Origin of the sequence: Ralstonia psammae, assembly GCF_958405935.1 — a bacterium.
In the GTDB taxonomy this organism is placed as follows: domain Bacteria; phylum Pseudomonadota; class Gammaproteobacteria; order Burkholderiales; family Burkholderiaceae; genus Ralstonia; species Ralstonia psammae.
This window is the reverse complement of sequence record NZ_CATZBU010000011.1, coordinates 90,307-116,053: the sequence shown is the minus strand read 5'-3', so window position 1 is coordinate 116,053 and position 25,747 is coordinate 90,307. Positions and strand designations below refer to the sequence as shown.

The window sequence follows — 25,747 nt, the reverse complement described above, 5'->3', positions numbered from 1 at the left end:
GACGGACGTGTGAACGCGCGATGGAAATCCCCCCCTCGCGCGTTCGCCTGACTGATGCGTTATTGCCCCGGATTGCGCGCCAGGCGATAGCCGCTGCCGCGCACGGTTTCGATCATGTTGCTGTAGCCACCCGGGGCGAGCGCTGCGCGCAGGCGCTTGATGTGCACGTCCACGGTGCGCTCTTCCACGAACACGTGGTCGCCCCACACCTGATCGAGCAGTTGCGAGCGGCTGTGCACGCGCTCTGGATGCGTCATCAGGAAATGCAGCAGGCGGAACTCCGTCGGACCGAGGTCCAGCTTGATCGGGTTTTCTGCCTCAATGTTCGCGGCCGTCACGCGATGCGTGGCCGGGTCCAGCTTCAGGCCGTTGATCGCCACCACGTCGTCGGTCAGCTGCGGCGCGCGGCGGCGCAGCACAGCCTTGATCCGGGCCAGCAATTCCTTGGGCGAGAACGGCTTGGTGACGTAGTCGTCCGCACCGCTGTCCAGACCCATGATCTTGTCCTGCTCTTCGCTGCGGGCCGTCAGCATGATGATCGGGATCTGCCGCGTGCGCTCGTTGGCGCGCAGCTCCTTGGCGAACATCACGCCCGACTTGCCCGGCAGCATCCAATCGAGCAGGACGAGGTCGGGCAACACGTCGCTCATCAGCGACAGCGCCTGCTCGGCGTTGTACGCGCGGATCGGGTAGTGCCCCGCGTGCTGCAGGTTGACGGCGATCAGTTCAGCGATCGCCGGTTCGTCTTCTACGACGAGAATGCTGCTCGGCATGCTTACGTCTCCAGTCCTGCCTTTTATTCGCCCAGGATCTCGCGTTCCAGCGTTTCACGCGAAGCGTGCCGGACGTCCGTTCCCTTGACGATGTAGATAATAAACTCGGCGATGTTCTTGGCGTGATCGCCGATACGCTCGATGGCCTTGGCAATGAACAGCAGATCCAGCGCCACTGAAATCGTGCGCGGGTTCTCCATCATGTATGTGATGAGTTCGCGCATGAAACCGCGGAATTCCTCATCGATGGCCTTGTCTTCCTGCAGGATCGACACGGCGGCAGCGGTGTCCAGGCGCGCGAAGGCGTCCAGCGCGTGGCGCAGGATGGTCGCGGCCATCTCGCCCGAGCGCTCGACACCGGCGTAGTTCAACGCATGTGCCGACGGGTCCTGCATGATGCGCTTGGTGCGCTTGGCGATCTTCTCGGCCTCGTCGCCGGCGCGCTCAAGGTTCGTGATGGTCTTGGAGATGGCCATCACCAAACGCAGGTCGCGAGCGGTGGGTTGGCGGCGCGCGATGATGTTGTTGCAGTCGCCGTCGATCTCGATCTCGAGCGCGTTGATTTCCAGCTCCACGGCCATGACCTGATCGCACATGGCGGTGTCGAAGCTGGCCAGCGCGCGCATGGCGCGTGCAATCTGCGCTTCCACCAGACCACCCATCTGCAGCACCTTGGTGCTGATGGAGGTCAGGTCGGTGTCAAACTGCGATGACAGATGCTTCTCAGACATCGGTTTCTCCTTGTCGCTTCAGCTTCAGTGTTGTTGCAGATCAGCCGAAGCGGCCGGTAATGTAGTCTTCTGTTTCTTTGCGCTGCGGCTTGATGAAGATCTTTTCGGTATCACCAAATTCGATCAGCTCGCCTAGGTACATGTACGCCGTGTAGTCGGAGCAACGCGCCGCCTGCTGCATGTTATGCGTGACGATGACGACCGTGTAGTCGTCCTTCAGTTCGGCGATCAGCTCTTCGATCTTGCCGGTGGAAATCGGGTCGAGCGCCGAGCACGGCTCGTCCAGCAGCAGCACTTCGGGGCGGATGGCAATGCCGCGTGCGATACACAGACGCTGCTGCTGGCCGCCCGACAGGCCGTACCCCGACTGGTTGAGCTTGTCCTTCACTTCGCTCCACAGCGCGGCCTTGGTCAGCGCCCATTCCACGCGGTCGTCCATCTCGGAGCGCGACAAGCGCTCGAACAGCTTCACGCCGAAAGCAATGTTGTCGTAGATCGACATCGGGAACGGCGTCGGCTTCTGGAACACCATGCCGACCTTGGCACGCAGCAGAGCGATGTCCGTGCGCGAGGTCAGCAGGTTCTCGCCATCCATGTTGATCTCGCCTTCGGCACGCTGCTCCGGATACAGCGCGTACATCTTGTTGAACGTACGCAGCAGTGTCGACTTGCCGCAGCCCGACGGGCCGATGAACGCGGTCACCTGCTTCTCGGGAATCTGCAGTGAGATGTTCTTCAGCGCGTGGAACTTGCCGTAATAGAAATTCAGATCGCGAACATCGATCTTCGGGCTTTGCGTGCGCACTTCGAGGGACGTAGCAGTCATGATCATTTCTTGGTGAACAAGGCACGCGCGAGGACGTTCAGCCCCAGCACACCCAGCGTAATCAGGAACACCCCGGCCCAGGCCAACTGTTGCCACTCGGGGAACGGGCTCATCGCAAACTTGAAGATCACGGTCGGCAGCGTGGCCACCGGCTGATTCAGATCCAGACTCCAGAACTGGTTGTTCAGCGCGGTGAAGAGCAGCGGCGCGGTTTCGCCGGCAATGCGGGCGATGGCCAGCAGTACACCGGTGATCACACCGGCATACGATGCCTTGAGCGTAATCGACAGGATCATCTTCCACTTGGGCGTGCCAAGCGCCATGGCGGCTTCACGCATCGCGTTGGGCACCAGGTTCAGCATGTTCTCGGTGGTGCGCACCACGATCGGAATCTGCAGCAGCGCCAGTGCAAGCACACCTGCAATGCCGGAGAAGTGCTGCACGCGCGCCACCACGACGGCATACACGAACAGGCCGATCACGATGGACGGTGCCGACAGCAGGATGTCATTGATGAAGCGCGTGGCGCTCGCCAGCATCGACGTCTTGCCGTACTCGGCCAGATAGATGCCGGCCAGGATGCCCAGCGGCGTGCCGACCAGCGTGGCCATGCCCACCAGCAGGAACGAGCCTGCGATGGCGTTGGCAAGGCCACCTCCCGGCGTGTTGGGCGCCGGCGTCATCTCCGTGAAAAGCGACATCGACAGGCCGCCCACACCCAGCGAGAGCGTGGTCCACAGAATCCACGCCAGCCACACCAGGCCGAAGGCCATGGCGGCAAGCGAGAGTGCCAGCGCAATCCCGTTGACGTTGCGGCGGCGGGCCTGCAGGCGTGCCTTGACCTTTTCAGAGTCGGCACGGACGGCAGGGACGGAAGGCGTACGCATGGTATTGGGTCTCATAGCGTCAGGCAGATCGCGTTGGTTCACTTCTGACCCTCGCTCTTCTGCAGGCGCAGAAGCAGCAACTTGGAGGCCGCCAGGACGATGAACGTGATGACGAACAGGATCAAGCCCAGCTCCATGAGCGCCGCGGTATGCAGGCCCTGGCCCGCCTCCGCAAATTCGTTGGCCAGCGCAGAGGTGATGCTGTTACCCGGCGAGAACAACGACGCATCGGACAGCAGGTTGGTGTTGCCGATCACGAACGTCACGGCCATGGTCTCGCCCAGCGCACGACCCAGGCCCAGCATCACACCGCCGATCACACCAGCCTTGGTGTACGGCAGCACCACGTTCCACATAACTTCCCACGTCGTGCAGCCCACGCCGTAGGCAGATTCCTTGAGCAGCGTCGGCGTGATCTCGAACACATCGCGCATCACCGCCGAGATGTACGGAATGATCATGATCGCCAGGATCACGCCGGCGCACAGCAGGCCAATGCCGATCGGCGCGCCCTGGAACAGCGCCCCGATGACCGGGATCTTGCCGACGGTGGCAGCCAAGGGCTTTTGAAAGTACTCGCCGAAGATCGGCGCAAACACGAGCAGACCCCACATGCCATAGACGATGGACGGCACTGCGGCGAGCAGCTCAATGGCGGTACCCAGCGGTCGACGCAGCCAGGCTGGCGACAGCTCGGTCAAGAACAGGGCAATGCCGAAGCTCACGGGCACGGCAATGATGAGCGCGATCAGCGACGTGACCAGGGTGCCGTAGACGGGCACCAGCGCACCGTATATGTCGGAGGGCGGATCCCACTCCGAATTCCACAGAAACGACAGGCCGAATTTCTCGATCGTGGGCCACGAGCTGATGATGAGCGAGAGGATGATGCCGCCCAGCAGCAGTAGCGTAACGATTGCGGCAAGGCGGGTCAGACCGCCGAACACCAGGTCGCCGAAGCGGCTGGGTGGTCGCATACGGGAAGCGCCGGAGGAATCAGAGAGCGTGGCCATGAGGGAAACCGGTCAGCCGTAAAAGAAGCTTTTTGGAATGGTGCGGGCGGCCAATTCACCGCCTGCCCGCACCTTGTACCGCACTTACTTACGAGCCCTTATGCAGCAGGCAACGATCAGTGGTTGTAGACAACCTTGCCCGATGCATCCTTCACGCTCGACTTCCACGTTGCGCGGATCTGGTTCTTCACGGCGTCCGGCAGCGGCACGTAGTCCAGGCCCTTGGCAGCGTCATCGCCACCCTTGTAGGCCCAGTCAAAGAACTTCATGACTTCAGCGCCCTGCTCCGGCTTGGCTTGCGTCTTGTGCAGCAGGATGAACGTTGCACCGGCGATCGGCCATGCGTCCTTGCCCGGCTCGTCCGTGAGGATCTGGTAGTACGACTTGCTCCACTCGGCGCCGGCAGCGGCAGCCTTGAAGGCTTCAGCGGTCGGTTGGACGGTAGCGCCCGCCTTGTTCTGCAGGTTCACGTACGTCATCTTGTTCTGCTTGGCGTAGGCGTACTCAACGTAGCCAACTGCACCACCCAGACGCTGCACGAAAGCGGCCACGCCTTCGTTGCCCTTGCCACCCGTACCGGTCGGCCAGTTCACGGTCGTGCCTTCGCCAACCTTGCTCTTCCACTCGGCGTTCACCTTCGACAGGTAGTTCGTGAAGATGAACGAGGTGCCCGAACCGTCAGCACGGCGCACCACCAGGATGTCCTGGTCCGGCAGCTTGGCCTTCGGGTTCAGCTTGGCAATGGCCGGATCATTCCACTTCTTGATCTTGCCCAGGTAGATGTCACCCAGCAATTGGCCGTTCAGGGTCAACTCGCCCGGCTTCACGCCCGGCAGGTTGATCACGGGCACCACGCCGCCAATCACGGTCGGGAACTGGATCAGACCATCCTTGGCCAGCTCTTCGTCCTTCAGCGGCATGTCCGATGCGCCGAAGTCGACGGTCTTGGCGGTGATCTGCTTGATGCCACCCGACGAACCAATACCTTGGTAGTTCACCTTGGTTTGGGTCGCCTTGTTGTAGTCGGCCGCCCACTTGTTGTAGACGGGTGCCGGGAACGTTGCGCCTGCACCAGTGATGTCAACAGCAAATGCGGCACCAGCGAACGCCAATGCAGCCACGCCAGCGATTGCGGTTTGGACCAGTTTCATGAGTTCTCCAGAGGAGCGGTTGAGCGATGACAGATTTTTGACACCCGAACTTTAGGCCGCGCGAATGACAGTTCTGTGACAACACGAAAACTTCTCATAACTGACCTGCAAGGCACGAAAGTCGGCTCACGTGCATAAAAAAAGCGACCCGGAGGCCGCTTTTTGACTTGCTTACTTGATCTGGCAGCAACTTACTGCAACGTCGCGGCAAGACGCTCCGCATGTTGGTTGGCCAGTTCGGCATCCTGCGCTTCCACCATCACGCGGACGACCGGCTCCGTACCGGACGGGCGAATCAGCACGCGTCCCTTGCCGTTCAGCTCGGCCTCGCTGGTCTTGAGGGCAGCCTGCAAGCCCGCGTGCGATTTCCAGTCGAACCCCTTTTCGACCCGCACGTTGATGAGTTTTTGGGGGAACAGGCGCACGCCGTCCAGCATCTGATCCAGCGTCTGGCCGCTGCGACGCAATGCCGCAAGCACCTGCAACGCCGAGATGATGCCGTCGCCAGTGCTGTGCTTGTCCAAGCAAAGCAAGTGGCCCGACCCTTCGCCGCCCAGCAGCCAACCATGCTTCTTCAGCTCTTCCAGCACGTAGCGATCGCCCACCTTGGCGCGCACGAACTCCACACCCTGCGCCTTGAGCGCCAACTCCACGGCAAGATTAGTCATGAGGGTGCCGACCGCACCCGGCACCGGCTGGCCCGCCGCACGCCGCGCCTGCACCATCACGTAGAGCAACTCGTCGCCGTTGTAGAGGCGGCCATTGCGGTCCACCACCTGCAGGCGGTCGGCATCGCCGTCGAAAGCCAGGCCGATGTCGGCGCCATGCTCGCGCGTGGCCTCGACCAGCTTGCCCGGCGCCGTCGCGCCATAGCCGTCGTTGATGTTGCGGCCATTCGGCTGGTTGCCGATCGACACTACGTCCGCACCCAGCTCATGGAAGACGTGCGGTGCGATGTGATAGGCCGCGCCATGCGCGCTGTCCAGGACGACCTTCATGCCGAACAGGTTCAGGTCGCTCGGGAACGTGCTCTTGCAGAACTCGATGTAGCGCCCCGCGGCATCCTCGATACGGCGGGCACGGCCCAGCGCGTCAGAGGCGGCATATTCCATCGGTTTTTCCAGCTCGGCCTCGATCTGCAGCTCGGTTTCATCCGGCAGCTTGTCGCCGGTGGCCGAGAAGAACTTGATGCCGTTGTCGTAATACGGGTTATGTGATGCAGAAATCACCACCCCCGCCGACAGCCGCAGCGCGCGCGTGAGGTACGCGACGCCCGGCGTGGGCAGCGGCCCGCTCATCAGCACGTCTACGCCCGCTGCGGTAAAGCCCGCTTCCAGCGCGGCTTCGAGCATGTAGCCCGACAGGCGCGTGTCCTTGCCGATCAGCACGGTCGGACGGCCGTGACCATGCGCTTCCCCGCCATGGGCCAGCACGCGGCCGGCGGCATAACCAAGGCGCAACACGAAATCCGGCGTGATGGGGCTTTCACCGACACGCCCACGGATGCCGTCGGTGCCGAAATACTTCCTGGACATTGGGAGTCTCTCCTGGAGAATGTTTCTTTCTTTGTTTGTAAGGCGCCGGCCATCGCCGGGCAATCCTCTGTTCGCTTGACCCCCAGCCGCTTGAGGCTGGGGCGGCTGTCATTCCAGTGGCGGATTCACGCGTTCGTGACGCATAGCCCACCAGAGTTGGATCGCTTCCACGGTCGGTTGCACGTCGTGCACACGCACAATGAACGCACCCCGCTCCGCCGCTAGCAGCGCTGCCGCCACACTGACCGTCACGCGTTCGGCTGGCGGTTTGCCGCCCAGCACGGCGCCCAGCGTAGATTTGCGCGACAAACCGGCCAGCAGCGGCAAACCGATGCGCTCGAACTCCGCCAAGCGATTGAGCATGATGAGATTGTGATCCGGCGTCTTGCCAAAGCCAAATCCCGGATCGAGCGAGATACGGTCGGCCGCCACGCCCGCTGCCGTCAGCGCCTCCGTCTGCGTGCGCAGAAAGGTCTCAACCTCGCCCATCAGGTCCGTATAGCTGGGCGCTTCCTGCATCGTTTCTGGATCGCGCTGCATGTGCATGACGCACAGCCCGGCGTTGCCCTTGGCCACGGCTTCAATCGCGCCAGGCCGGCGGAAGCCCCAGATATCGTTGATCAGGTCGGCGCCTGCATCCAGCGTGGCGCGCATCACCTCGGGCTTGTAAGTATCGATCGACAGCGGCTTACCGCATTCGCGCAGCGCCTCGACGATTGGCATCACGCGATCCAACTCGGCTTGCAGGCTCAACGGCTCGGCGCCTGGCCGGCTCGATTCGCCACCAATGTCGATCATGTCGACGCCTTCGGCGATCAGTTGTTCGGCGTGGCGCAACGCCGCGTCGCGCGTGGCGTGCTGCCCGCCGTCCGAAAACGAATCGGGCGTGACGTTGAGAATGCCCATGACCAGCGGACGCTGATCGCGTGCGTAGCGGAAACGTCCGCACTGGAAGTGCGTTGTGGTCGGAATAGAAGCAGACAAGATAGGTAGACAGGAATGCTGCGCAGGACCGAAATGCTACGTCAGGCCAGCTAGAAAGCGCCAACAAAAAAGCCGGTGCGCTTGCACCGGCTCTTCTGCGTCGCCTCCGGGGCGACAAACTAACGGGTCATCATCAGGCCGTGGCAGGCACGTTGCCCGGGGTCACGCCAGCTGGCGTGCCACCACCCGGGGGGGTGCTGCCACCACCGGTAGAGCCATAGCGCGGCGGGCGCGGCGGCTTGCCGTCCATGATGTCGTTCACCTGATCGGCGTCGATGGTTTCCCACTCGAGCAGCGCCGCAGTCATGGCTTCAACCTTATCGCGGTTCGCTTCCAGCAGCCCCTTGGCCAGAGCGTACTGCTCGTCCACGATGCGGCGGATTTCCGAATCCACCTTCTGCTGGGTCGCCTCGGACACCGTCTTCGATGCCATGCGGCCGAAGAAGCCGTCCTGTTCCGTGTCGACGTAGACCATGGTGCCGAGCGCGTCGCTCATGCCATATCGCGTCACCATATCGCGGGCCATCTTGGTGGCGCGTTCGAAGTCGTTAGAGGCACCGGTACTCATCGCACCCAGGAACACCTCTTCTGCGGCACGGCCACCGAACAGGATCGCGACCTCTTCAAGCATCGTGTCCTTGTAGGCGTAATGCTTGTCGTGCTCCGGCAGTTGCCAGGTCAGACCGCCCGCCCAGCCGCGCGGCATGATCGTGACCTTGTGCACCGGATCAGCCTTCGGCAGCAGCTTAGCGACCACCGCATGGCCCGACTCGTGGTACGCCGTAGCGCGGCGTTCCTCTTCTCGGATCACGGCGGACTTGCGTTCCGGACCCATGTAGATCTTGTCCTTCGCGTCTTCGAAATCCTGCATGTCGACCACGCGCTTGTTACGACGTGCGGCAAACAGTGCAGCTTCGTTGACCAGGTTGGCCAGATCAGCACCCGAGAAGCCCGGCGTACCGCGTGCCAGCACCGATGCATCAACGTCGTTGCCGATCGGCACCTTACGCATGTGCACCTTGAGAATCTGCTCACGGCCGCGGATGTCCGGCAGCCCGACGTAGACCTGGCGGTCGAAACGGCCCGGACGCAGCAGCGCCTTGTCCAGCACGTCAGCGCGGTTGGTTGCCGCGATCACGATGACGCCAGAGTTCGCCTCGAAGCCGTCCATCTCGACCAGCATCTGGTTCAGGGTCTGTTCGCGCTCGTCGTTGCCGCCGCCCATGCCGGCGCCACGATGACGACCGACCGCGTCGATTTCATCGATGAACACGATGCAGGGTGCCTGCTTCTTGGCGTTTTCGAACATGTCGCGCACGCGCGCCGCGCCCACGCCGACGAACATTTCAACGAAGTCCGAACCGGAGATGCTGAAGAACGGCACCTTGGCTTCGCCGGCAATGGCCCGAGCCAGCAGCGTCTTGCCGGTACCCGGAGGCCCCACCAGCAGCACGCCGCGCGGAATACGACCACCCAGCTTCTGGAATTTCTGCGGATCTTTCAGGAAGTCGACCAGCTCGACAACTTCTTCCTTCGATTCGTCACAGCCAGCCACGTCAGCAAACGTGACGCTGTTGTTGTTCTCATCAATCAGCCGCGCCCGGGACTTGCCAAACGAGAAGGCACCGCCTTTCCCGCCGCCCTGCATCTGCCGCATCATGTAGAACCAGAACACGATGATCAGCAGCGTCGGGCCGAGATAGTAAAGCGCAGTGAGAAGCACACCTTGCTCTTCTTCGGCCTTGCCTGTCACCTGCACGCCGTACTTCATCAGGTCGCCCACCATCCAGATGTCGCCCGGCGAGATGATGGAATACTTGTTGCCCTCGTTGGGCGTGACCAACAACGTGCGGCCCTGGACTTCGACACGCTTGACCTTGCCGGCCTTCGCATCGTCCATGAATTGCGAGTACGTCACACCCTCTTGGGTGCGCGGCTTGTCAAACTGCTTGAAGACGGTGAACAGCACCAAGGCAATCACCAGCCAGATGGCCGCCTTCTGAAACCAGTTGTTATTCAAGGCGAGACTCCTTTAGAAATGCCTTGACGGGATGCTTGGCATTGTAATGCACGGACACCGCCGCAGGTTGATTGCCCGCAAGACCACAGGCCGCCGAACCGTCGATCGAGAGCCTTTCCTGAGTAACGTCCGTCAGCCCGGATGCTTGAGCTGGCGTCCCAGCAGAAACGTCTCGGACGATTTGTCACGGGAAGCTTTAGGCTTGCGCGGCGCCACAATCTTGAAATGGCGCTTGAACATCTCGACGATCTGACTATAGCCGCTGCCGTGAAAACATTTGATCAAGAGCGCACCCTCAGGTTTCAGGTGCGCCATCGCAAATTCCACGGCCAGTTCGGCGATGTGCTCCATGCGTGCGGCATCCGCCGACGCCACGCCTGATAGGTTTGGGGCCATATCGGACAAAACAAGGTCCACTTTGCCACCGCCGGTTGCGTCCAGCACGATTTTTTCGAGTTCCTGGAAAACAGCTTCCTCACGGAAGTCGCCCTGGATGAAGGTAACGTCGGCGATGGCTTCCATCGGCAGGATGTCGATGGCGACGATTGCGCCGTCGATACGGCCATCCTTGGCGCGCGGCGAGGCGGCCAGCTTGTTGCGCACGTACTGGCTCCAGCTGCCCGGCGCGGCGCCCAGGTCAACGATGACCTGCCCCGGCTTGATCAGCTTGTCCTGCTCGTCGATCTCTTTCAGCTTGTAGGCGGCGCGTGCGCGATAGCCTTCGCGCTGCGCCAGCTTTACGTATGGATCATTGATATGGTCGTGCAGCCACGACTGGTTGAACTTGTTCTTTGCCATCGAATTGGTTGCAATTTCACCTGGAGGTAGCGCCAAACATGGCAGCCAGGACTGGTTTTGGCGGATAATACGCGCCGTTTGTCTCTTTGCGCGATCCCGCCCATATTTATGCCCGCCCTTATCCTCACCCCTGCCCAACGATCGGAACTGCGCTCCGAAGCGCACGCGTTGAACCCGGTCGTCATCATCGGTGCGGAGGGCCTGACCAAGGCCGTTCTGGCCGAAATCGACCGCTCGCTGGCGGCCCACGGGCTGATCAAGATTCGCGTCTTCGGCGATGACCGCGAAGCACGCATCGAACTTTATGACACCATCTGCGCTCGCCTGCAGGCTGCCCCCGTGCAGCACATCGGCAAGCTGCTGGTGATCTGGCGCGAAGGCCCGGCGTACCTGAAGGAAAACCAGCCGCGAGACCTCAAACCGCCGCGCAAGACCACCGTTGGTGCCGGTCCGCGTTCGGTCACCGTGCGCAAGCCGAACCCGAACAGTGCACGCCGCCCGAAGCCGGTCCGCCTGAGCGTGCTCGGCAACGAGCGCGTCACGGCCGGCGGCAACGTCAAGCGCGCCAAGCCGCGTCAAACCAGCCAGAAAAAGAAAGCGCTGTCCTGATCTGACTCGGGGCCTGCACGGAAAACGACCGGCTTTTCAGCCGGTCTTTTTCTTGTTTCAAGCGGCTTGCCGAACATCGGCGGACTTCCAGATCAGCACCAACCCCAAGAGACTCTGCGCCAGATAGAACACGCTCGATACGCCGTGCAGCATGCCAAACCGTGCGCGGTAAGGCGAATCCCCCACCGCCACGCCAAGCGCATCGGCCTGTTCTCGCAGCGAAGCCATGAACGGCTGCAGCCCGAAATAGCCCACTAGCACGCACAGCAGCATCGCCAGCACAAGCCAGCGCAGCCGCCGATAACCGGCCTGACCGCGACGCACCAGCGCCGTGGCAGCCAGCAGAAGCAAACACCCTGTCGCCAGGCCGATCCACGCTTCCGCATGAAACAGCCGGCCGGCAATGGAACCGGCCAACTGGCGATCATCCAGCATCGCAAACAGCGTCGGAGCGACGATGTAGCCGATGGTCCAGAGCGAACCACACCATACCGTGGCAAGCAACTGGAAGAAGCGCTGCGGCATGGTGGTTGTCTCGGATCAGGTTAGAGGTACTTGACGGCCAGGACTTCGTACTCGCGTTCGCCGCCCGGGGCGACCACGGTGGCGACGTCGCCTTCGAACTTGCCGATCAGCGCACGGGCGATCGGCGAGCTGATCGAGATCTTGCCGGTTTCCAGATCGGCTTCGTCATCGCCCACGATCTGGTACGTGACGGGCTTGCCCGAATCCAGATCTTCCAGGTCGATGGTGGCGCCGAAGACGACACGGCCATCCGCATCCAGCTCAGCGGGGTTGATGATGTTGGCGACGGCCAGCTTGCCTTCGATTTCCTGGATGCGGCCTTCGATGAAACCCTGACGCTCCTTGGCGGCATCGTAGTCGGCATTTTCGGACAGATCGCCCTGGGCGCGCGCCTCGGCGATGGCGTTGACGACAGCAGGACGCTCCACGCTTTTCAGGCGCTGCAGCTCTTCCTTAAGCATCTCTGCACCGCGCTTGGTAATCGGAATGGTGCTCATGTTGATTAATTCAGAATCACAAAAAAATCAGCCGCTGCGAAGCGGGAGGGCGCGTAGCGCACACCCGCCTGACGGCGGCTGTCGTTGTTTTGACACGGACGCTGTAGTGTAGGCGAACCGTCCGGAGGCGGCAACTGCGCCTCCGGACGGCTCACCGCGACGCTATGCCGCGCCGCGTGCCCCGGCGATGGGCTCACAGGGTGGCGTGCAGGCCCTGCAGGTCATACACATCGAGGTGCTGCATGTGCTTCAGACCTTCCACCGCAGCCCGAGCACCGGCGATGGTCGTGTAGTACGTCACGCGCTGGGCCAATGCTGCCTGGCGGATGGAACGCGAGTCGGCAATCGCGGCGCGCGTCTCGTCGACGGTCGTGAAGACGAGTGCGATCTCGCTGTTCTTGATCATATCGACGATGTGCGGACGGCCGTCCTTGACCTTGTTCACCACGCGCACCGGAATGCCGGCGGCTTCAATGGCCGAGGCCGTACCGCGCGTCGCCACGATCGGGTAGCCCAGCGTATGCAGCGCGCGAGCAACTTCCACGGCTTGCGGCTTGTCGCTGTCCTTGACCGTCATCAGCACGGTGCCCTTCTCGGGCAGGCGCGAACCGGCGGCGAGCTGGCTCTTGAAAAGCGCCTCGCCGAAGGTCTTGCCGACGCCCATCACTTCGCCGGTGGAGCGCATTTCCGGTCCAAGCACCGGATCGACGCCCGGGAACTTGTTGAACGGGAACACCGCTTCCTTGACGCTGTAGTATGCCGGCACGACTTCCGTCTCGACGCCTTGCGAATCCAGCGACTGACCAGCCATGCAGCGCGCGGCCACCTTGGCCAGCGAAATGCCGGTCGCCTTCGACACATACGGCACCGTGCGTGAAGCACGCGGGTTCACTTCCAGCACGTAGACGATGTCTTCGCCGCCCTTTTGCTGGATCGCAAACTGCACGTTCATCAGGCCGACCACGTTCAGCGCCTTGGCCATCGCTGCGGTCTGGCGCTTGAGTTCGTCAACGGTAGCCTGCGCCAGCGAGTACGGCGGCAGCGAACAAGCCGAGTCGCCCGAGTGCACGCCGGCCTGCTCGATGTGCTCCATCACGCCGCCGATGAACACGCGCTTGCCGTCGGAGAGGCAGTCCACGTCGCATTCAATGGCGTCGTTCAGGAAGCGGTCGAGCAGCACTGGGCTGTCGTTCGACACCTTCACGGCTTCGCGCATGTAGCGCTCGAGGTCGCGCGGCTCGTGCACGATTTCCATCGCGCGGCCACCCAGAACGTACGACGGACGCACCACAAGCGGGTAACCGATCTCTTCGGCCAGCTTGAGCGCTTCGTCCTCGGCACGCGCGGTCCGGTTGGGCGGCTGACGCAGGCCCAGCTCGTGGAGCAGCTTCTGGAAGCGCTCACGGTCTTCGGCCGCGTCGATCATGTCCGGCGACGTGCCGATGATGGGCACGCCATTGGCTTCCAGATCCAGCGCGAGCTTCAGCGGCGTTTGGCCGCCGTATTGCACGATCACGCCGACCGGCTTTTCCTTGTCGACGATCTCGAGTACGTCTTCCAGCGTCACAGGCTCGAAGTACAGGCGGTCGGACGTGTCGTAGTCGGTCGAAACGGTTTCCGGGTTGCAGTTGACCATGATGGTCTCGTACCCGTCTTCGCGCAGAGCCAGCGCAGCATGCACGCAGCAGTAGTCGAACTCGATACCTTGGCCGATCCGGTTCGGGCCGCCGCCCAGGACCATGATCTTCTTGTTGCTGGTCGGCTCGGCTTCGCACTCGCCATGCTCGGCTTCGTACGTCGAGTACAGGTAGGCCGTGTTGGTCGCAAATTCAGCGGCGCACGTGTCGACACGCTTGTAGACCGGGCGCACCTTCTCTGCGATGCGCTTCTCGCGCACGGCCTTGGCGGTGGTCTTCGTCAGCTTGGCGAGGCGGCGGTCGGAGAAGCCTTTCTGCTTGAGCAGACGCAGTTCAGCAGCCGACAGGCTCTCCAGCGTGCGCGCCTTGACGAGCGCCTCGGTCTTGACGATGTCTTCGATCTGCGCGAGGAACCACGGGTCAACGGCGGTCTCAGAGTAGACCTCGTCGATCGACAGGCCCAGGCGGAATGCATCGCCCAGGTACCAGATGCGGTCCGGGCCGGCTTCGCCGATCTCTTCGATGATTTCGTCGCGGTCAGTGGACTTTTCGTCCAGACCGTCCACGCCGACTTCCAGGCCGCGCAGCGCCTTCTGGAACGATTCCTGGAAGGTACGGCCCATGGCCATCACCTCGCCCACGGACTTCATCTGCGTGGTCAGGTGGCTGTCGGCCTGCGGGAATTTTTCGAATGCGAAGCGCGGCACCTTGGTGACCACGTAGTCAATCGAGGGCTCGAACGACGCCGGCGTCGCGCCGCCCGTGATCTCGTTCTTCAGTTCATCTAGCGTGTAGCCGACAGCCAGCTTGGCCGCCACCTTGGCGATCGGGAAACCGGTGGCCTTCGACGCCAGCGCCGACGAACGCGACACCCGCGGGTTCATCTCGATCACGATCATCCGGCCATCCTTCGGATTGATCGAGAACTGCACGTTCGAGCCGCCGGTATCCACGCCGATCTCGCGCAGCACAGCCAGCGACGCATTACGCAGGATCTGGTATTCCTTGTCGGTCAGCGTCTGTGCCGGCGCCACGGTGATGGAGTCACCGGTGTGGATGCCCATTGGGTCGAGGTTTTCGATCGAGCAGACGATGATGCAGTTGTCGGCCTTGTCGCGCACGACTTCCATCTCGTATTCCTTCCAGCCGAGCAGCGACTCTTCGATCAGCAGCTCGTTGGTCGGCGAGAGGTCGAGACCGCGCTTGCAGATCTCTTCGAATTCTTCGCGGTTGTAGGCGATGCCGCCGCCCGTGCCGCCCAGCGTGAACGACGGACGGATCACGATCGGGTAGCCGCTCGTGCCGGTTTCCTTGGCGATTTGCGACTGCACGGCCACGGCTTCGTCCATCGAATGCGCGATGCCCGACTTGGCCGAGCCCAGGCCGATCTTGGTCATCGCGTCCTTGAACTTCTGGCGGTCTTCGGCCTTGTCGATAGCCTCGGGCGATGCGCCGATCAGCTCGACGTTGTACTTCTTCAGCACGCCATGGCGGTGCAGGTCCAGTGCGCAGTTCAGCGCGGTCTGGCCGCCCATGGTCGGCAGGATCGCGTCCGGACGCTCCTTGGCGATGATGCGCTCGACGACTTCCCAGGTGATCGGCTCGATGTAGGTCACGTCGGCCGTGCTGGGGTCGGTCATGATCGTGGCCGGGTTGCTGTTGACCAGGACCACCTTGAAGCCTTCTTCACGGAGCGCCTTGCAAGCCTGCGCGCCGGAGTAATCGAATTCACACGCCTGGCCGATGATGATCGGACCCGCGCCGATGATCAGGATGGTTTTGATATCTGTACGTTTTGGCATAACCCGCTCGATTCGATTAATTCAGTGTGGCCGTCGCCAGCTTGGCGGAAAAGCCGATAAACATGGCGCCGACACCGCTGCTCATACCGGCAGACAAGCGTCGTCGCGCGCGGAACGCCGCGGCCAGCCGCGCGCCCACGAAGATGATGGTGGTCAGGTAGAGGAAACTGCAGATCTGGCAGACCAACCCCAGCACGACGAAGGACACCACCGGCAGTGCGTAGTGCGGGTCGACGAACTGGATGAAGAACGAGATGAAGAACAGGATCGCCTTCGGGTTCAGCAGGCTGATGATCAGCGCCTTCTTGAACGGATGCGATTCGTCGGCCAGAGCCGCGTTTTGTTCGACAGACTCGCCGGCCTTGCGCGCGCGCCAATTGCGCACCGCACCGCGCAGCATCTGCAAGCCGATCCAGGCCAGATACGCCGCACCGATGTACTTCACGACGTAGAACAGCGCCGGACTTGCCTTGAGCAGCGAAGCCACACCTGCAGCCGAGAGCACCATCAGGATGGCATCGCCCAGAAACACGCCGCAGGCGCCCTGGTAGCCCGCGCGCACACCGCGGCGGGCCGCCACCGACAGCACGTACATCGAGTTCGGCCCGGGCAGCAGCACGATGAAGATCGTGCCGAGCAGGAAGGTCCAGAACTCGGTGATGCCGAAGTGGGCGAGCATGAAGACGTTCATGGCGATGCGATCTCGTTTGCTTTATTGCTTGGCTGCGTCCATCGCCGCAGTGAAGCGGTCAAACAGATAGGCGATGTCGTGCGGCCCCGGCGACGCTTCCGGGTGACCTTGGAAGCAGAACGCCGGACGGTCGGTCAGCTCGAAGCCCTGCAGCGTGCCATCGAACAGCGAGACGTGCGTCACGCGGGCATTGGCCGGCAGCGATTCGGGGTCCACTGCAAAACCGTGGTTTTGCGAGGTGATGACCACGCGGCCGTCCTGCAGATCCTTGACCGGGTGGTTTGCACCGTGGTGACCGGTCTTCATCTTGAGCGTCTTGGCGCCGACGGCCAGGCCCATGATCTGATGACCCAGACAGATGCCGAACGTCGGCAGGCGCCGCTCCAGGAACTCCTTGGCTGCAGCGATAGCGTAGTCGCACGGTTCCGGATCGCCAGGGCCGTTGGAGAGGAACACGCCGTCCGGGTTATGCGCCAGCACATCGGCCGCACTGGTTTGCGCCGGCACCACCGTCACGCGGCAGCCACGCTCGGCCAGCATGCGCAGGATGTTGAACTTGACGCCGAAGTCATACGCGACCACGTGATACTTCGGGGCGTCCTGCTTGCCGTAGCCGCGGCCCAGCACCCATTCGGTCTGGGTCCACTCGTACGGCTGGGCGACGGACACCACCTTCGCCAGATCCATGCCCGACAGGCCCGGGAACGAGCGCGCGAGGTCGATGGCCTTCTGCACGTTGTCTTCGCCGGCGAGAATGCAACCGTTCTGAGCGCCCTTCTCGCGCAGGATTCGGGTCAGCTTGCGAGTATCGATCCCGGCAATGGCGACAACCTTCTCACCCTTGAGGTAATGCGAGAGCGAGTGCTCCTTACGGAAGTTGGACGCGAGGATCGGCAGATCCTTGATGATGAGACCGGCGGCATGGACTTTCGTAGCTTCGACGTCCTCACGGTTCACGCCAACGTTACCGATATGCGGATACGTGAGCGTGACGATCTGGCGCGAGTAGCTCGGATCGGTAAGGATTTCCTGATAGCCGGTGATCGCGGTGTTGAACACCACTTCGCCGATCGTATGACCGGCCGCACCGATGGAATAGCCACGAAAGACCGTGCCGTCTGCAAGCGCGAGAATGGCGGGCGGGAAAGACGGCAACACGGGTAGCTCCTGCTGGATTCACCCTGTGCCGACCTGATCACCTTGGCGCCGAAGCGGAATTCCGGCTGCGCGGAATCCGGGCCGTTTGCGCGTCGAGTCGGCACTGGGACAGAACTCACCAGAAATCACCGAGAAACGAGGCAGACGGGGCGGTAGGCGGGAGGTAGGAAGCGGTTGGCGCTAGGGTGATGGGTTTCTGAACTCAAACCTGAAAATTATACCCGGACGCCGCAAAAAACTCAATGAAAGGAAGGACTTAACGGCTTGCCCCCCCTGAATTGTGACGCCCCACCATGCCCGCAAGCCCCGCCTCCAAGCTGGCGAAAACGTCACTTTCCCGTTGCCCTACTCACCTCGCATGGCGGCCTGCACCTGAGCCAGCGCCGTGGGGTCCTCGATGGTGGTCAGATCCCCAGGGTCACGCCCTTCCGCTACGGCCTGCATCGCGCGGCGCAGCAGCTTCCCGGAGCGCGTCTTGGGCAGCGCCCCCACGAAGAACACGCGCGAGGGCCGCGCCACTGCCCCCAGTTGGACCTCGACCGTGCGCATCAACTCGCCTTCCAGGGCCAGGCGACCCGCCGGCTCGGCAATGCGCGAAGTATCACGCACGATAGCAAACCCCATCGCCACCTGCCCTTTGAGTGGGTCGGCTACGCCCACCACGGCTACCTCGGCGATGGCGGGATGCGACGACAGGCTTTCTTCGATCTCGCGTGTGCCCAGGCGGTGGCCCGCTACGTTAATCACATCGTCGGTCCGGCCGAGAATGGTTATGTAGCCCTCCTCGTCACGCACGCCCCAGTCGAAACTCGAATAAATGTGCCGACCAGGAAACGCGGACCAGTATGTCGTCAGGAAACGGGCATCGTCGCCCCAGACGGTGGTCATGCAGCCCGGTGGCAGCGGCGCGGCAACGGCGAGCAGCCCTTTCTTGCCCGGGGCGCAGCGTTCTCCGGTGGCCTCATCCAGGATGTCGAGCTTGTAGCCGTAGACCGGAAATCCGGGGGAACCAATCTTCTGGGTCGATGGCTCCACGCCCTGCGGAATGGCCAGCATCGGCCAGCCGGTCTCGGTCTGCCAATAGTTGTCGACGATGGGCTTATGCAGGGCGTCGCCGATCCAGTTGGCGGTCGGTTCGTCCAGCGGCTCGCCGGCCAGGAAAAGACGACGCAGACTCGACAGATCATGACGCTGCAGCAGCGCCGGATCCTGCTTCTTGAGCACGCGAATGGCGGTCGGCGCGGTGAACATCACGTTCACGCGGTATTGCTCGACGATGCGCCACCAGACCGCGCCGTCGGGGCGGATCGGCGTGCCTTCGTACATGACCGTCGTCAGGCCCGCGAGCAGCGGCGCGTAGACGATGTAGCTGTGCCCTACCACCCAGCCGACATCCGATGCAGTGAACATCGTGTCGCCAGCCTGAGCACCGAAGATGAGCGGCATCGACGCCGCCAGCGCCACCGCATAGCCGCCGGTGTCGCGCTGCACGCCTTTCGGTTTGCCCGTCGTACCCGAGGTGTAGAGGATGTACGACGGCTCGCTCGATTCCATCCATTCGCACGGCACATCGGCATCAGCGTGCTGCGCGGCGAGCGTTGCATAGTCGACATCGCGCGCGTTGTGCCGCATGGGCGCGAGTTTGCGATTGACGAGCAGCACACGCTCGGGCTTGTGCGCTGCCAGATCAATAGCCGCGTCGAGCAACGGCTTGTACTCAACCACCTTGCCCGCCCGCGAGCCCGCATCCGCACTGACGATCACGCGCGGCGTGGCATCGTCGATGCGCGTGGCGAGGCTGTTGGATGCGAAGCCACCGAACACCACCGAATGGATCGCCCCGATGCGCGCACAAGCCAGCATGGCAAAAGCGGCTTCGGGAATCATCGGCAGGTAAATCAGCACGCGGTCGCCGCGCCTGACGCCGAGCGCCTGCAGGCTGGCCGCCATGCGGTTGACCTCGCGATGGAGCTGGCGATACGTGTATGTGGTCTCAAGGCCGGTTTCAGTAGAGACATACACCAGCGCCGCCTGCTCGCCGCGCGTGGCGAGATGCCGGTCGACGGCGTTGTGGCACAGGTTGGTGCGTCCGCCCACAAACCACGTTGCGAACGGCAAGCGCGAATCGTCGAGGACCGCGGAATACGGCGTTTGCCATTCGATACGCTGGGCCTGTTCGTCCCAGAAGCCGGCAGGGTCGTCAATGGAACGCTGATACAGCGCGCGATACGCGGCGGACATAGGCATGACGTTGTCTCCTGGCCATCGTGTGCGACGGCTCGATCTTGGTTGAGTTTGATGCACCCACTTTGCGGTCGCCAACTTACGCAGGTCTTACCGCCGCCCCAAAACAAAACGGCGCCCCGCAGGACGCCGTTTCTCTTGCCAGCCTCAGCGCTTCTTGCGCTTGACCGAACTGGATGAGGTTGCCACCGGTTTAGCCTTGACCACCGGTTTGCCGGTCACCTTCGCGGTCGGCACGCGTGTGGTTGCCGCTGCTGCGCGTGACGTTGTAGCTGACACGCGCATCACGCGCACATGCCCGCCACGACTGCCACCGCGCGCTTGCGGCAGCATGAGCACGACGCTGTGCCCCTTGGGGATGGCGTCGCCGGGCAGCTGGTTCCACGCACGAATCTGGGCAACCGACACGCCGTAGCGCCGCGACAGCCCCGCAACCGTGTCGCGCTTGCCCGCGCGCACCACCACCTTTCTCAGATCCGGCATGTCGGGTTCGACCGCCATGGTGGCGTTCTCGGCCAGCTCGGGACTGATGTCGGGTACGTTTTCCTGGGCGCCGTCGGCACGCGGCACGACCACGGTAGAGCCGGCCTTTAGGCGCATGCCCTTCGGAATACGGTTGATCTCGCGAATGGTGTCCGGGTCGACCTTCAGCCGCGCCGCCAATGCCTCCACACGCTCGCGGTTGCCGACCGTCACGGCCGTCCAGCTGGAAAGGCCGCCGCGATAGGTGTTCAGGTTGTATTGGAACGTTTCCGCGTTGTCGTACGGCAGGAGAATCTGCGGGTTCGACGCGCCCAGGATCACCGGCCGGTTGAACGACGGGTTCAGCGCCTTAAACTCATCCATCGGCAGATTGGCCAGCTTGGCGGCCAGCGTCACGTCAATATCACGTGACGTTGTGACGGTGACGAAGTACGGATGGTTCGGGATCTCCGGCAGCGTGACGCCGTAGCGCTCTGGGTAGGCGATGATGTTCTTCACCGCCTGGAGCTTGGGCACGTACATGCGCGTCTCGGCGGGCATGTTCAGGTTGACGTAGTCCGTCGACAGGCCGGCTGCCTGGTTGCGCGCAATCGCCCGCGCAACCGCACCTTCGCCCCAGTTGTAGGCAGCCAGCGCGAGTTGCCAGTCGCCAAACTGGTCGTGCAGTTTGGAAAGATAGTCAAGTGCAGCGTCGGTCGAGGCGAGCACATCGCGGCGCTCGTCCTGGAAGACGTTCTGCTTGAGGTTGTAGGTTCTGCCGGTGCTCGGGATGAACTGCCACATCCCGGCAGCCTTGGCACTCGACACCGCCTGCGGGTTGAACGCGCTTTCCACGAACGGCAGCAGGGCCAGCTCGGTGGGCATGTTGCGCCGCTCCAGCTCCTCGACGATGTGATAGAGGTAGCGATTGGAGCGGTCCACCATGCGGCGGAAGGCATCCGGGCGCTGTGCATACCAGTCGGTACGATCGTCCACGGCCGAGCTTTGCAGGTCGGGCATGGAGAAACCTTGGCGAATGCGCGCCCAGAGATCCTTGGCGGGCCCTTTCAGGGACGCCACGGGCTGCTGATCGACATTGACAACCGGAGCCGGCGCTTGGCCGGCAGAGGTGGAGGCGCTGGTGCTGGCTGTGTCGGCGTTCGGCCCGGGGGCCGTTGCACAGGCCGCAAGGAGCAGACTGAGCACAGTTGCCGCAAGAAGTCGCACGGATCGCATCAAGTTCTGAGGGGTTAGGGCTAAAAATTGCCCCAGATAGTAAGAAACGCATCCGACCGCGTCAACCCGCGTTCACCCGGCGTGGCGCTTGCCGGATGCATCACATGGGACCGCGCCACCGCCGCGCGCCAAGCATTCTCAACGGAAATCGTTCTTCCACTGGCGCAACGCGGCGAAAACCGCAACCGGATCATCGGCGTCGATACCGGCATGGCTTGCCACGGCCTGCGTCACACTGGCGTCATCCGATCGCATGAAGGGATTGGTCGCCCGCTCGTGGCCAACGGTAGTGGGTACGGTCGAGCGGCCCTCGGCCCGCAACGCCGTTACCTCATCCTCCCAGGCTGCCAAGTCGGCGTTGCCAGGCTCGACTGCACGCGCAAAGCGCACATTCGATGCAGTGTATTCATGCGCGCAGTAGACACGCGTATCGGGCGCCAGTGCCGCCAGCTTGGCCAGCGACGCGCGCATCTGCGCAGGCGTACCCTCAAAAAGCCGGCCGCAACCGGTGGCGAAGAGTGTATCGCCACAAAACAGACTCGCCGATGCGGCATTACCCTGAAGGTGCCCCACATAGGCGACGTGACCGCTGGTATGACCCGGCACATCGATCACCCGGAATGTGATGGCCGGCTGCGTGAGGGTGACGACATCGCCTTCGCGCACGGCCTGCGTGCGGCACGGGATCGATTCACCCGCTGGGCCGATGACCTGCAGCGGGGCACCCTCGGGATTCTCCGGATACGCCGCGAGCAGTTCGCGCACCCCGCCGACGTGATCGCCATGATGATGTGTGATTACAATGGCACCGAGCGCCAGCCCGCGTTCCTTCAGGAAGCGCAGCACCGGTTGCGCATCGCCCGGGTCGACGACAGCAGCCACACGGCCATCGTGCAGTGCCCAAATATAATTGTCGGCAAACGCAGCGATCGCCTCGACCTCAAGCGCTACACCACGTGGCACACCACCCTGGACCATGTCCGACTCCTCTAACGATCGTCGCATTATAGATTGGCACCACTGGCTGGCTTCGCCGCCCGGGCAATACGTCCTGCGCTGGGAACAGGCCCAGTTCGATCGCACGGTGGCCGACATGTTCGGCTTCCACGCGTTGCAGCTCGGCCACCCTGGATTTGGGGCACTGCGCGAAAACCGCATCCCGCTCATCGCCCGCGTGGTGGATGACATCGACCCGACGGCCCCCACCGAAACGCTCGACCCGATGGACGGCGACCCGGCTGAACCCGCCGACGCCGGTGACGGCGAATCCGAGGCCAACACGCCACAGCGCCAAGCCACGCCCCGCGTGATCTGCCGCTATGACGAACTTCCCTTCGCTTCGCAGAGCATTGATCTCGTCGCCCTGCCCCACGTGCTCGAGTTCACTGACGATCCGCACGAAGTACTGCGCGAGGTGGCGCGCGTGCTGATGCCCGAGGGGCGCCTGATCATCACCGGCTTCAACCCGCTGAGCTTGTGGGGCATGCGCCAGGGCATGCGGCGCCTGGGCACGGAATCGTTCCTGCCCGCGCAGAGCCAGATGATTGCGTTCACGCGTCTGAAGGACTGGCTCAAGCTGCTCGGATTTGATATCGTGCGCGGCCGCTTCGGCTGCTACTGCCCGCCCAATCGCTCAGACAAATGGCTGCAGCGCACTGCCTTCATGGAAAAGGCCGGCGACCGCTGGTGGCCGATCTTCGGCGCGGTTTACATGCTGCAGGCTGTCAAGCGCGTACGCACCATGCGCCTGGTGGGTCCGGCATGGAAGACGCGCAAATCGCCGGCGCTGGTCCCGGCCGGTACGCCGGTCGCGACACCTTCGGGCTCGCATTCGACCAAGGCGCCATCGGCCACGGCGCGCGACGGCAAATCGCGCGCCTGAGCGTGGCCGTTCCACTCACTGATCACCCATCGTTTCTCAATGCAGGAAGTCACCGTCTATTCCGATGGCGCATGCAAGGGCAACCCCGGCCTCGGCGGCTGGGGCACTGTGCTCGTCTCGGGCAGCCACGAAAAAGAACTCTTTGGCGGCGAAGCGCTGACCACCAACAACCGCATGGAGCTGATGGCCGTGATCGAGGCCTTCCGCGCGCTCAAGCGGCCGTGCCGTGTACAGGTGTACACCGATTCCCAGTACGTGCAGAAGGGCATCAGCGAATGGATGACCGGCTGGAAAGCGCGCGGCTGGAAGACAGCCGACAAGAAGCCGGTCAAGAACGACGACCTCTGGCGCACACTCGACGAACTCGTCGCCGGACATGACGTGAGCTGGCACTGGGTCAAGGGCCATGCCGGCCACCCCGGCAACGAGCGCGCTGATGCGCTGGCCAACAAGGGCGTCGAGATGGCGCGCCAGGCAAGCGCCTGACGCGTCCGGGCGCACGCTCACTTGCCCGCGCAGCGCTGCGTCGGGATTTGCGGCGCATTGGCGGCGGCGGTGGTGACGTACTGCGGCTTGCCATCCTGCGCATAGATCAACCGCAGCGGGCCGCGCTTGGAAAGCCCATCGTCGATATCCGCCTGCAGCAGGCCGGTCTGCGCCCATAAATCACCGCCGATGCTGCGCTTCTGCATCATGGCCGGGCGGTTGGTGCCCGGCTCCCAGTTGGCCTGTCGCTCGGGCACGTAACGGTTGGGCAGCGTGCCATAGGCGTAGAGCTGATTCAACGTGTCGGCCAGGTAGCGCCCGGCTTGATCATTGAAAGTCGGCAGATCCTGGTTTCCGAGTTCGCTGCGGATGCGCTGGGCCTCGGCCATACAGGTTGGTGCGCCATCGTCGGCGGCGCGGGCGTAGGACATGCCGATCGCAATGGCGGTGGCGGCAAGCCACGTCAGTGCGCGATACAGGCGGCGCGGACGGGTGGTGGGAATCACGGACATCGGTTCGGTATGCATGCGAGCTTCTCCGTTGAAATAACGTGGTTGTGAATCAGGACAGGAACAACTTGCGCTCGGCCTGACGACGTTTCGTCAGGCCCTTGAGCGGCTTGCCGCCGGCCTTGTCCCACAGCAGGAACTGGTTGGCCGCGCCAGCGTAATCGCCCGCATTGAGCTTGCGCAGCAGCGTCGACGAGCGCAGCCGCCCTGCCCCCAGGTTGAAGACGAACGACGCCAGCGCGTCGAACTGCCCCTGCGTGATCGACACGCGCACGGCCTTGGTAATGCCCTGCTCGGTGTCGGCCAGGTCTTTGCGCAGCAGCGCCTCGGCTTGCTGCTGCGAGATCGGCCCGTTGAAGGTCTCGCCAGGCCGAATCAGGTGGCCGTAACCGATGGTCGGCTTGCCCACCGCATCCAGATACGTCGATAGACGCAGCCCTTCCGATTCCTTGATCAGCGCGAGGCCTCGCTCGCCGGTGGTGCGCGGATTGTGCTCAGTGCTCATCGTTCGTCTCCTGGGGCGTGCTGGATGTGCCGGGGCCATCGGAGCTGGCGGCATTCGGCTGGACGGGCCTTGGCACCAGCCGATTCGTGTATTCGTCAATCAGCCGCATCACGGCCTCTGGCGGCTGCAGCGCGGTGAACTTCATCTCGATGTCGATGTGCTCGCTGTCGCGGCCGGTGTCGCGTTTGGAATGCGGCGCGAGCGAGACGTAGAACCGGCCAACGCTGCCGGTGCCTCCGCCGTGCGCGGGCAGGGTCTCGGCGATGTCGCTGCGCACGGTCATGTTCACCGTCATTTCATCGAGCGCGAGGCCACGCGGCATCGCCAGCGATACCAGCGGCAGCGCGAGCCGATGCTGACTGTCGAGCGCAAGTTCCACCTCGCGGGCGACCAGCGTGCCGTTTTCATCCGCATCGAAAAACTGATCGAGCAGCGCGGTGTACTGCTGCGCGAGCATCTGGTTGGCGGATGCGGCGGCGTGCTGCATGCCTCGCGTGATGTCGTCCAGCGTCAGGCCATTCAAGCCCGGATGACCGTGGCTGTTGCTGCCACCGCTTGCGCCACCTCCTGGCGGCGACGAACTTGGTGGCGACGGTGGAGGCGCATCGGACGCAGTCTCGGGAAACGGCACAGCATCGGAAGACGCAGCGGGCTGCGCAGACACAGGTGACGCTGGTAGCGCACTGGCGGACGGCGCCGGGGGTGTGGCGGGCGCTGACGACGCACGGTCATCATCACGCCGGCGGCGGCTGAAGAGTTTGAACATGGTGTCGGGTCGGTCGGGTC

General features: G+C 63.1%; 24 protein-coding genes. 3 read left to right on the top strand and 21 right to left on the bottom strand.

Going from position 1 to position 25,747, the window contains the following annotated elements; translation table 11 throughout:
• Nucleotides 1-59: 59 nt before the first annotated feature.
• From phoB to R2N16_RS19445, 10 genes are all read right to left on the bottom strand, one after another.
• Nucleotides 60-773, bottom strand: a complete 714-nt coding sequence (gene phoB, locus R2N16_RS19490) for a phosphate regulon transcriptional regulator PhoB (protein WP_039597542.1) — start codon at nt 771-773, stop codon at nt 60-62.
• Nucleotides 774-796: 23 nt separating this feature from the next.
• Nucleotides 797-1,504 (bottom strand): phosphate signaling complex protein PhoU, encoded by a 708-nt coding sequence (gene phoU / locus R2N16_RS19485; protein ID WP_316667676.1) that lies wholly within the window; start codon nt 1,502-1,504, stop codon nt 797-799.
• A 40-nt stretch (nt 1,505-1,544) separates the two neighbouring features.
• A complete protein-coding gene (gene pstB, locus R2N16_RS19480) occupies nt 1,545-2,336 on the bottom strand; it encodes a phosphate ABC transporter ATP-binding protein PstB (protein WP_428984147.1) in 792 nt (263 codons plus the stop codon).
• Complete coding sequence (pstA, locus tag R2N16_RS19475; protein WP_316667672.1) at nt 2,333-3,217, bottom strand: phosphate ABC transporter permease PstA; 885 nt, start codon at nt 3,215-3,217, stop codon at nt 2,333-2,335. Before pstA ends, pstB begins: the two co-directional genes overlap by 4 nt.
• Nucleotides 3,218-3,255: 38 nt before the next feature.
• Nucleotides 3,256-4,230, bottom strand: a complete 975-nt coding sequence (pstC, locus tag R2N16_RS19470; RefSeq protein ID WP_316667670.1) for a phosphate ABC transporter permease PstC — start codon at nt 4,228-4,230, stop codon at nt 3,256-3,258.
• 116 nt (nt 4,231-4,346) lie between these two features.
• A complete protein-coding gene (pstS, locus tag R2N16_RS19465; RefSeq protein WP_316667668.1) occupies nt 4,347-5,381 on the bottom strand; it encodes a phosphate ABC transporter substrate-binding protein PstS in 1,035 nt (344 codons plus the stop codon).
• Nucleotides 5,382-5,572: 191 nt separating this feature from the next.
• Nucleotides 5,573-6,916, bottom strand: a complete 1,344-nt coding sequence (gene glmM, locus R2N16_RS19460) for a phosphoglucosamine mutase (protein WP_316667666.1) — start codon at nt 6,914-6,916, stop codon at nt 5,573-5,575.
• A 108-nt stretch (nt 6,917-7,024) separates the two neighbouring features.
• Nucleotides 7,025-7,888: a dihydropteroate synthase gene (folP, locus tag R2N16_RS19455; RefSeq protein ID WP_316667754.1), complete on the bottom strand. Its 864-nt coding sequence runs from the start codon at nt 7,886-7,888 to the stop codon at nt 7,025-7,027.
• Nucleotides 7,889-8,033: 145 nt separating this feature from the next.
• Nucleotides 8,034-9,920, bottom strand: coding sequence for an ATP-dependent zinc metalloprotease FtsH (gene ftsH / locus R2N16_RS19450; RefSeq protein ID WP_316667664.1), 1,887 nt, complete (start codon nt 9,918-9,920; stop codon nt 8,034-8,036).
• A gap of 132 nt (nt 9,921-10,052) precedes the next feature.
• Nucleotides 10,053-10,718 (bottom strand): RlmE family RNA methyltransferase, encoded by a 666-nt coding sequence (locus tag R2N16_RS19445; RefSeq protein WP_316667752.1) that lies wholly within the window; start codon nt 10,716-10,718, stop codon nt 10,053-10,055.
• Between the two features lie 108 nt (nt 10,719-10,826).
• Between R2N16_RS19445 and R2N16_RS19440 the strand changes: the two genes are divergently transcribed.
• Nucleotides 10,827-11,327 carry a YhbY family RNA-binding protein gene (locus R2N16_RS19440; protein ID WP_004634261.1) on the top strand — a complete coding sequence of 167 codons (501 nt, stop codon included), beginning with the start codon at nt 10,827-10,829 and terminating at the stop codon, nt 11,325-11,327.
• Between the two features lie 57 nt (nt 11,328-11,384).
• On the opposite strand, the gene R2N16_RS19435 is transcribed toward R2N16_RS19440, so the two are convergent.
• The 8 genes from R2N16_RS19435 to gloB all read right to left on the bottom strand — a co-directional run bounded on the left by R2N16_RS19435 (nt 11,385) and on the right by gloB (nt 22,557).
• Nucleotides 11,385-11,852: a DUF4149 domain-containing protein gene (locus tag R2N16_RS19435; protein WP_316667660.1), complete on the bottom strand. Its 468-nt coding sequence runs from the start codon at nt 11,850-11,852 to the stop codon at nt 11,385-11,387.
• A gap of 20 nt (nt 11,853-11,872) precedes the next feature.
• Nucleotides 11,873-12,349, bottom strand: coding sequence for a transcription elongation factor GreA (greA, locus tag R2N16_RS19430; RefSeq protein ID WP_316667659.1), 477 nt, complete (start codon nt 12,347-12,349; stop codon nt 11,873-11,875).
• Nucleotides 12,350-12,542: 193 nt separating this feature from the next.
• A complete protein-coding gene (gene carB / locus R2N16_RS19425; protein WP_316667657.1) occupies nt 12,543-15,788 on the bottom strand; it encodes a carbamoyl-phosphate synthase large subunit in 3,246 nt (1,081 codons plus the stop codon).
• 16 nt (nt 15,789-15,804) lie between these two features.
• Entirely contained in the window at nt 15,805-16,479 is a 675-nt protein-coding gene (gene leuE / locus R2N16_RS19420; protein WP_316667655.1) for a leucine efflux protein LeuE, read from the bottom strand.
• A gap of 21 nt (nt 16,480-16,500) precedes the next feature.
• On the bottom strand, nt 16,501-17,637 hold the full coding sequence (carA, locus tag R2N16_RS19415; protein ID WP_316667653.1) for a glutamine-hydrolyzing carbamoyl-phosphate synthase small subunit: 1,137 nt from the start codon (nt 17,635-17,637) through the stop codon (nt 16,501-16,503).
• 345 nt (nt 17,638-17,982) lie between these two features.
• Entirely contained in the window at nt 17,983-19,884 is a 1,902-nt protein-coding gene (gene prpE, locus R2N16_RS19410; protein WP_316667651.1) for a propionate--CoA ligase, read from the bottom strand.
• 144 nt (nt 19,885-20,028) lie between these two features.
• The gene (locus R2N16_RS19405; RefSeq protein WP_316667649.1) at nt 20,029-21,579 is read right to left on the bottom strand and encodes a transglycosylase SLT domain-containing protein; all 1,551 of its coding nucleotides are present in this window, start codon (nt 21,577-21,579) and stop codon (nt 20,029-20,031) included.
• A 138-nt stretch (nt 21,580-21,717) separates the two neighbouring features.
• Nucleotides 21,718-22,557, bottom strand: coding sequence for a hydroxyacylglutathione hydrolase (gloB, locus tag R2N16_RS19400; RefSeq protein ID WP_316667647.1), 840 nt, complete (start codon nt 22,555-22,557; stop codon nt 21,718-21,720).
• On the opposite strand from gloB, the gene R2N16_RS19395 reads away from it, so the two are divergent.
• Both R2N16_RS19395 and rnhA read left to right on the top strand, forming a co-directional pair.
• On the top strand, nt 22,556-23,461 hold the full coding sequence (locus tag R2N16_RS19395; RefSeq protein WP_316667645.1) for a class I SAM-dependent methyltransferase: 906 nt from the start codon (nt 22,556-22,558) through the stop codon (nt 23,459-23,461). The genes gloB and R2N16_RS19395 overlap by 2 nt on opposite strands.
• A 39-nt stretch (nt 23,462-23,500) precedes the next feature.
• The gene (gene rnhA / locus R2N16_RS19390; protein WP_316667643.1) at nt 23,501-23,947 is read left to right on the top strand and encodes a ribonuclease HI; all 447 of its coding nucleotides are present in this window, start codon (nt 23,501-23,503) and stop codon (nt 23,945-23,947) included.
• A gap of 17 nt (nt 23,948-23,964) precedes the next feature.
• Here the strand turns inward: rnhA and R2N16_RS19385 are convergent, their stop codons facing one another.
• Genes R2N16_RS19385 through R2N16_RS19375 form a run of 3 tightly spaced genes read right to left on the bottom strand, consistent with a single transcriptional unit; the run spans nt 23,965 to nt 25,625 of the window.
• Nucleotides 23,965-24,474, bottom strand: a complete 510-nt coding sequence (locus R2N16_RS19385; RefSeq protein WP_316667642.1) for a hypothetical protein — start codon at nt 24,472-24,474, stop codon at nt 23,965-23,967.
• Nucleotides 24,475-24,508: 34 nt separating this feature from the next.
• Nucleotides 24,509-24,961, bottom strand: a complete 453-nt coding sequence (locus R2N16_RS19380; RefSeq protein WP_316667640.1) for a lysozyme — start codon at nt 24,959-24,961, stop codon at nt 24,509-24,511.
• On the bottom strand, nt 24,951-25,625 hold the full coding sequence (locus R2N16_RS19375) for a DUF2589 domain-containing protein (RefSeq protein ID WP_316667638.1): 675 nt from the start codon (nt 25,623-25,625) through the stop codon (nt 24,951-24,953). The genes R2N16_RS19380 and R2N16_RS19375 overlap by 11 nt, the downstream gene beginning before the upstream one ends.
• Between the last annotated feature and the right edge of the window lie 122 nt (nt 25,626-25,747).

What these genes read in the sequence shown, in the direction of transcription:
- prpE (WP_316667651.1), bottom strand. Translation starts at nt 19,884, where the DNA reads ATGCCTATGTCCGCCGCGTATCGCGCGCTGTATCAGCGTTCCATTGAC.
- R2N16_RS19405 (WP_316667649.1), bottom strand. Translation starts at nt 21,579, where the DNA reads ATGCGATCCGTGCGACTTCTTGCGGCAACTGTGCTCAGTCTGCTCCTT.
- greA (WP_316667659.1), bottom strand. Translation starts at nt 12,349, where the DNA reads ATGAGCACCATTCCGATTACCAAGCGCGGTGCAGAGATGCTTAAGGAA.
- leuE (WP_316667655.1), bottom strand. Translation starts at nt 16,479, where the DNA reads ATGAACGTCTTCATGCTCGCCCACTTCGGCATCACCGAGTTCTGGACC.
- R2N16_RS19435 (WP_316667660.1), bottom strand. Translation starts at nt 11,852, where the DNA reads ATGCCGCAGCGCTTCTTCCAGTTGCTTGCCACGGTATGGTGTGGTTCG.
- gloB (WP_316667647.1), bottom strand. Translation starts at nt 22,557, where the DNA reads ATGGTCCAGGGTGGTGTGCCACGTGGTGTAGCGCTTGAGGTCGAGGCG.
- R2N16_RS19380 (WP_316667640.1), bottom strand. Translation starts at nt 24,961, where the DNA reads ATGAGCACTGAGCACAATCCGCGCACCACCGGCGAGCGAGGCCTCGCG.
- rnhA (WP_316667643.1), top strand. Translation starts at nt 23,501, where the DNA reads ATGCAGGAAGTCACCGTCTATTCCGATGGCGCATGCAAGGGCAACCCC.
- glmM (WP_316667666.1), bottom strand. Translation starts at nt 6,916, where the DNA reads ATGTCCAGGAAGTATTTCGGCACCGACGGCATCCGTGGGCGTGTCGGT.
- R2N16_RS19395 (WP_316667645.1), top strand. Translation starts at nt 22,556, where the DNA reads ATGTCCGACTCCTCTAACGATCGTCGCATTATAGATTGGCACCACTGG.
- pstB (WP_428984147.1), bottom strand. Translation starts at nt 2,336, where the DNA reads ATGATCATGACTGCTACGTCCCTCGAAGTGCGCACGCAAAGCCCGAAG.
- carB (WP_316667657.1), bottom strand. Translation starts at nt 15,788, where the DNA reads ATGCCAAAACGTACAGATATCAAAACCATCCTGATCATCGGCGCGGGT.
- phoU (WP_316667676.1), bottom strand. Translation starts at nt 1,504, where the DNA reads ATGTCTGAGAAGCATCTGTCATCGCAGTTTGACACCGACCTGACCTCC.
- phoB (WP_039597542.1), bottom strand. Translation starts at nt 773, where the DNA reads ATGCCGAGCAGCATTCTCGTCGTAGAAGACGAACCGGCGATCGCTGAA.
- pstS (WP_316667668.1), bottom strand. Translation starts at nt 5,381, where the DNA reads ATGAAACTGGTCCAAACCGCAATCGCTGGCGTGGCTGCATTGGCGTTC.
- R2N16_RS19385 (WP_316667642.1), bottom strand. Translation starts at nt 24,474, where the DNA reads ATGCATACCGAACCGATGTCCGTGATTCCCACCACCCGTCCGCGCCGC.
- pstA (WP_316667672.1), bottom strand. Translation starts at nt 3,217, where the DNA reads ATGCGTACGCCTTCCGTCCCTGCCGTCCGTGCCGACTCTGAAAAGGTC.
- pstC (WP_316667670.1), bottom strand. Translation starts at nt 4,230, where the DNA reads ATGGCCACGCTCTCTGATTCCTCCGGCGCTTCCCGTATGCGACCACCC.
- R2N16_RS19440 (WP_004634261.1), top strand. Translation starts at nt 10,827, where the DNA reads ATGCCCGCCCTTATCCTCACCCCTGCCCAACGATCGGAACTGCGCTCC.
- R2N16_RS19445 (WP_316667752.1), bottom strand. Translation starts at nt 10,718, where the DNA reads ATGGCAAAGAACAAGTTCAACCAGTCGTGGCTGCACGACCATATCAAT.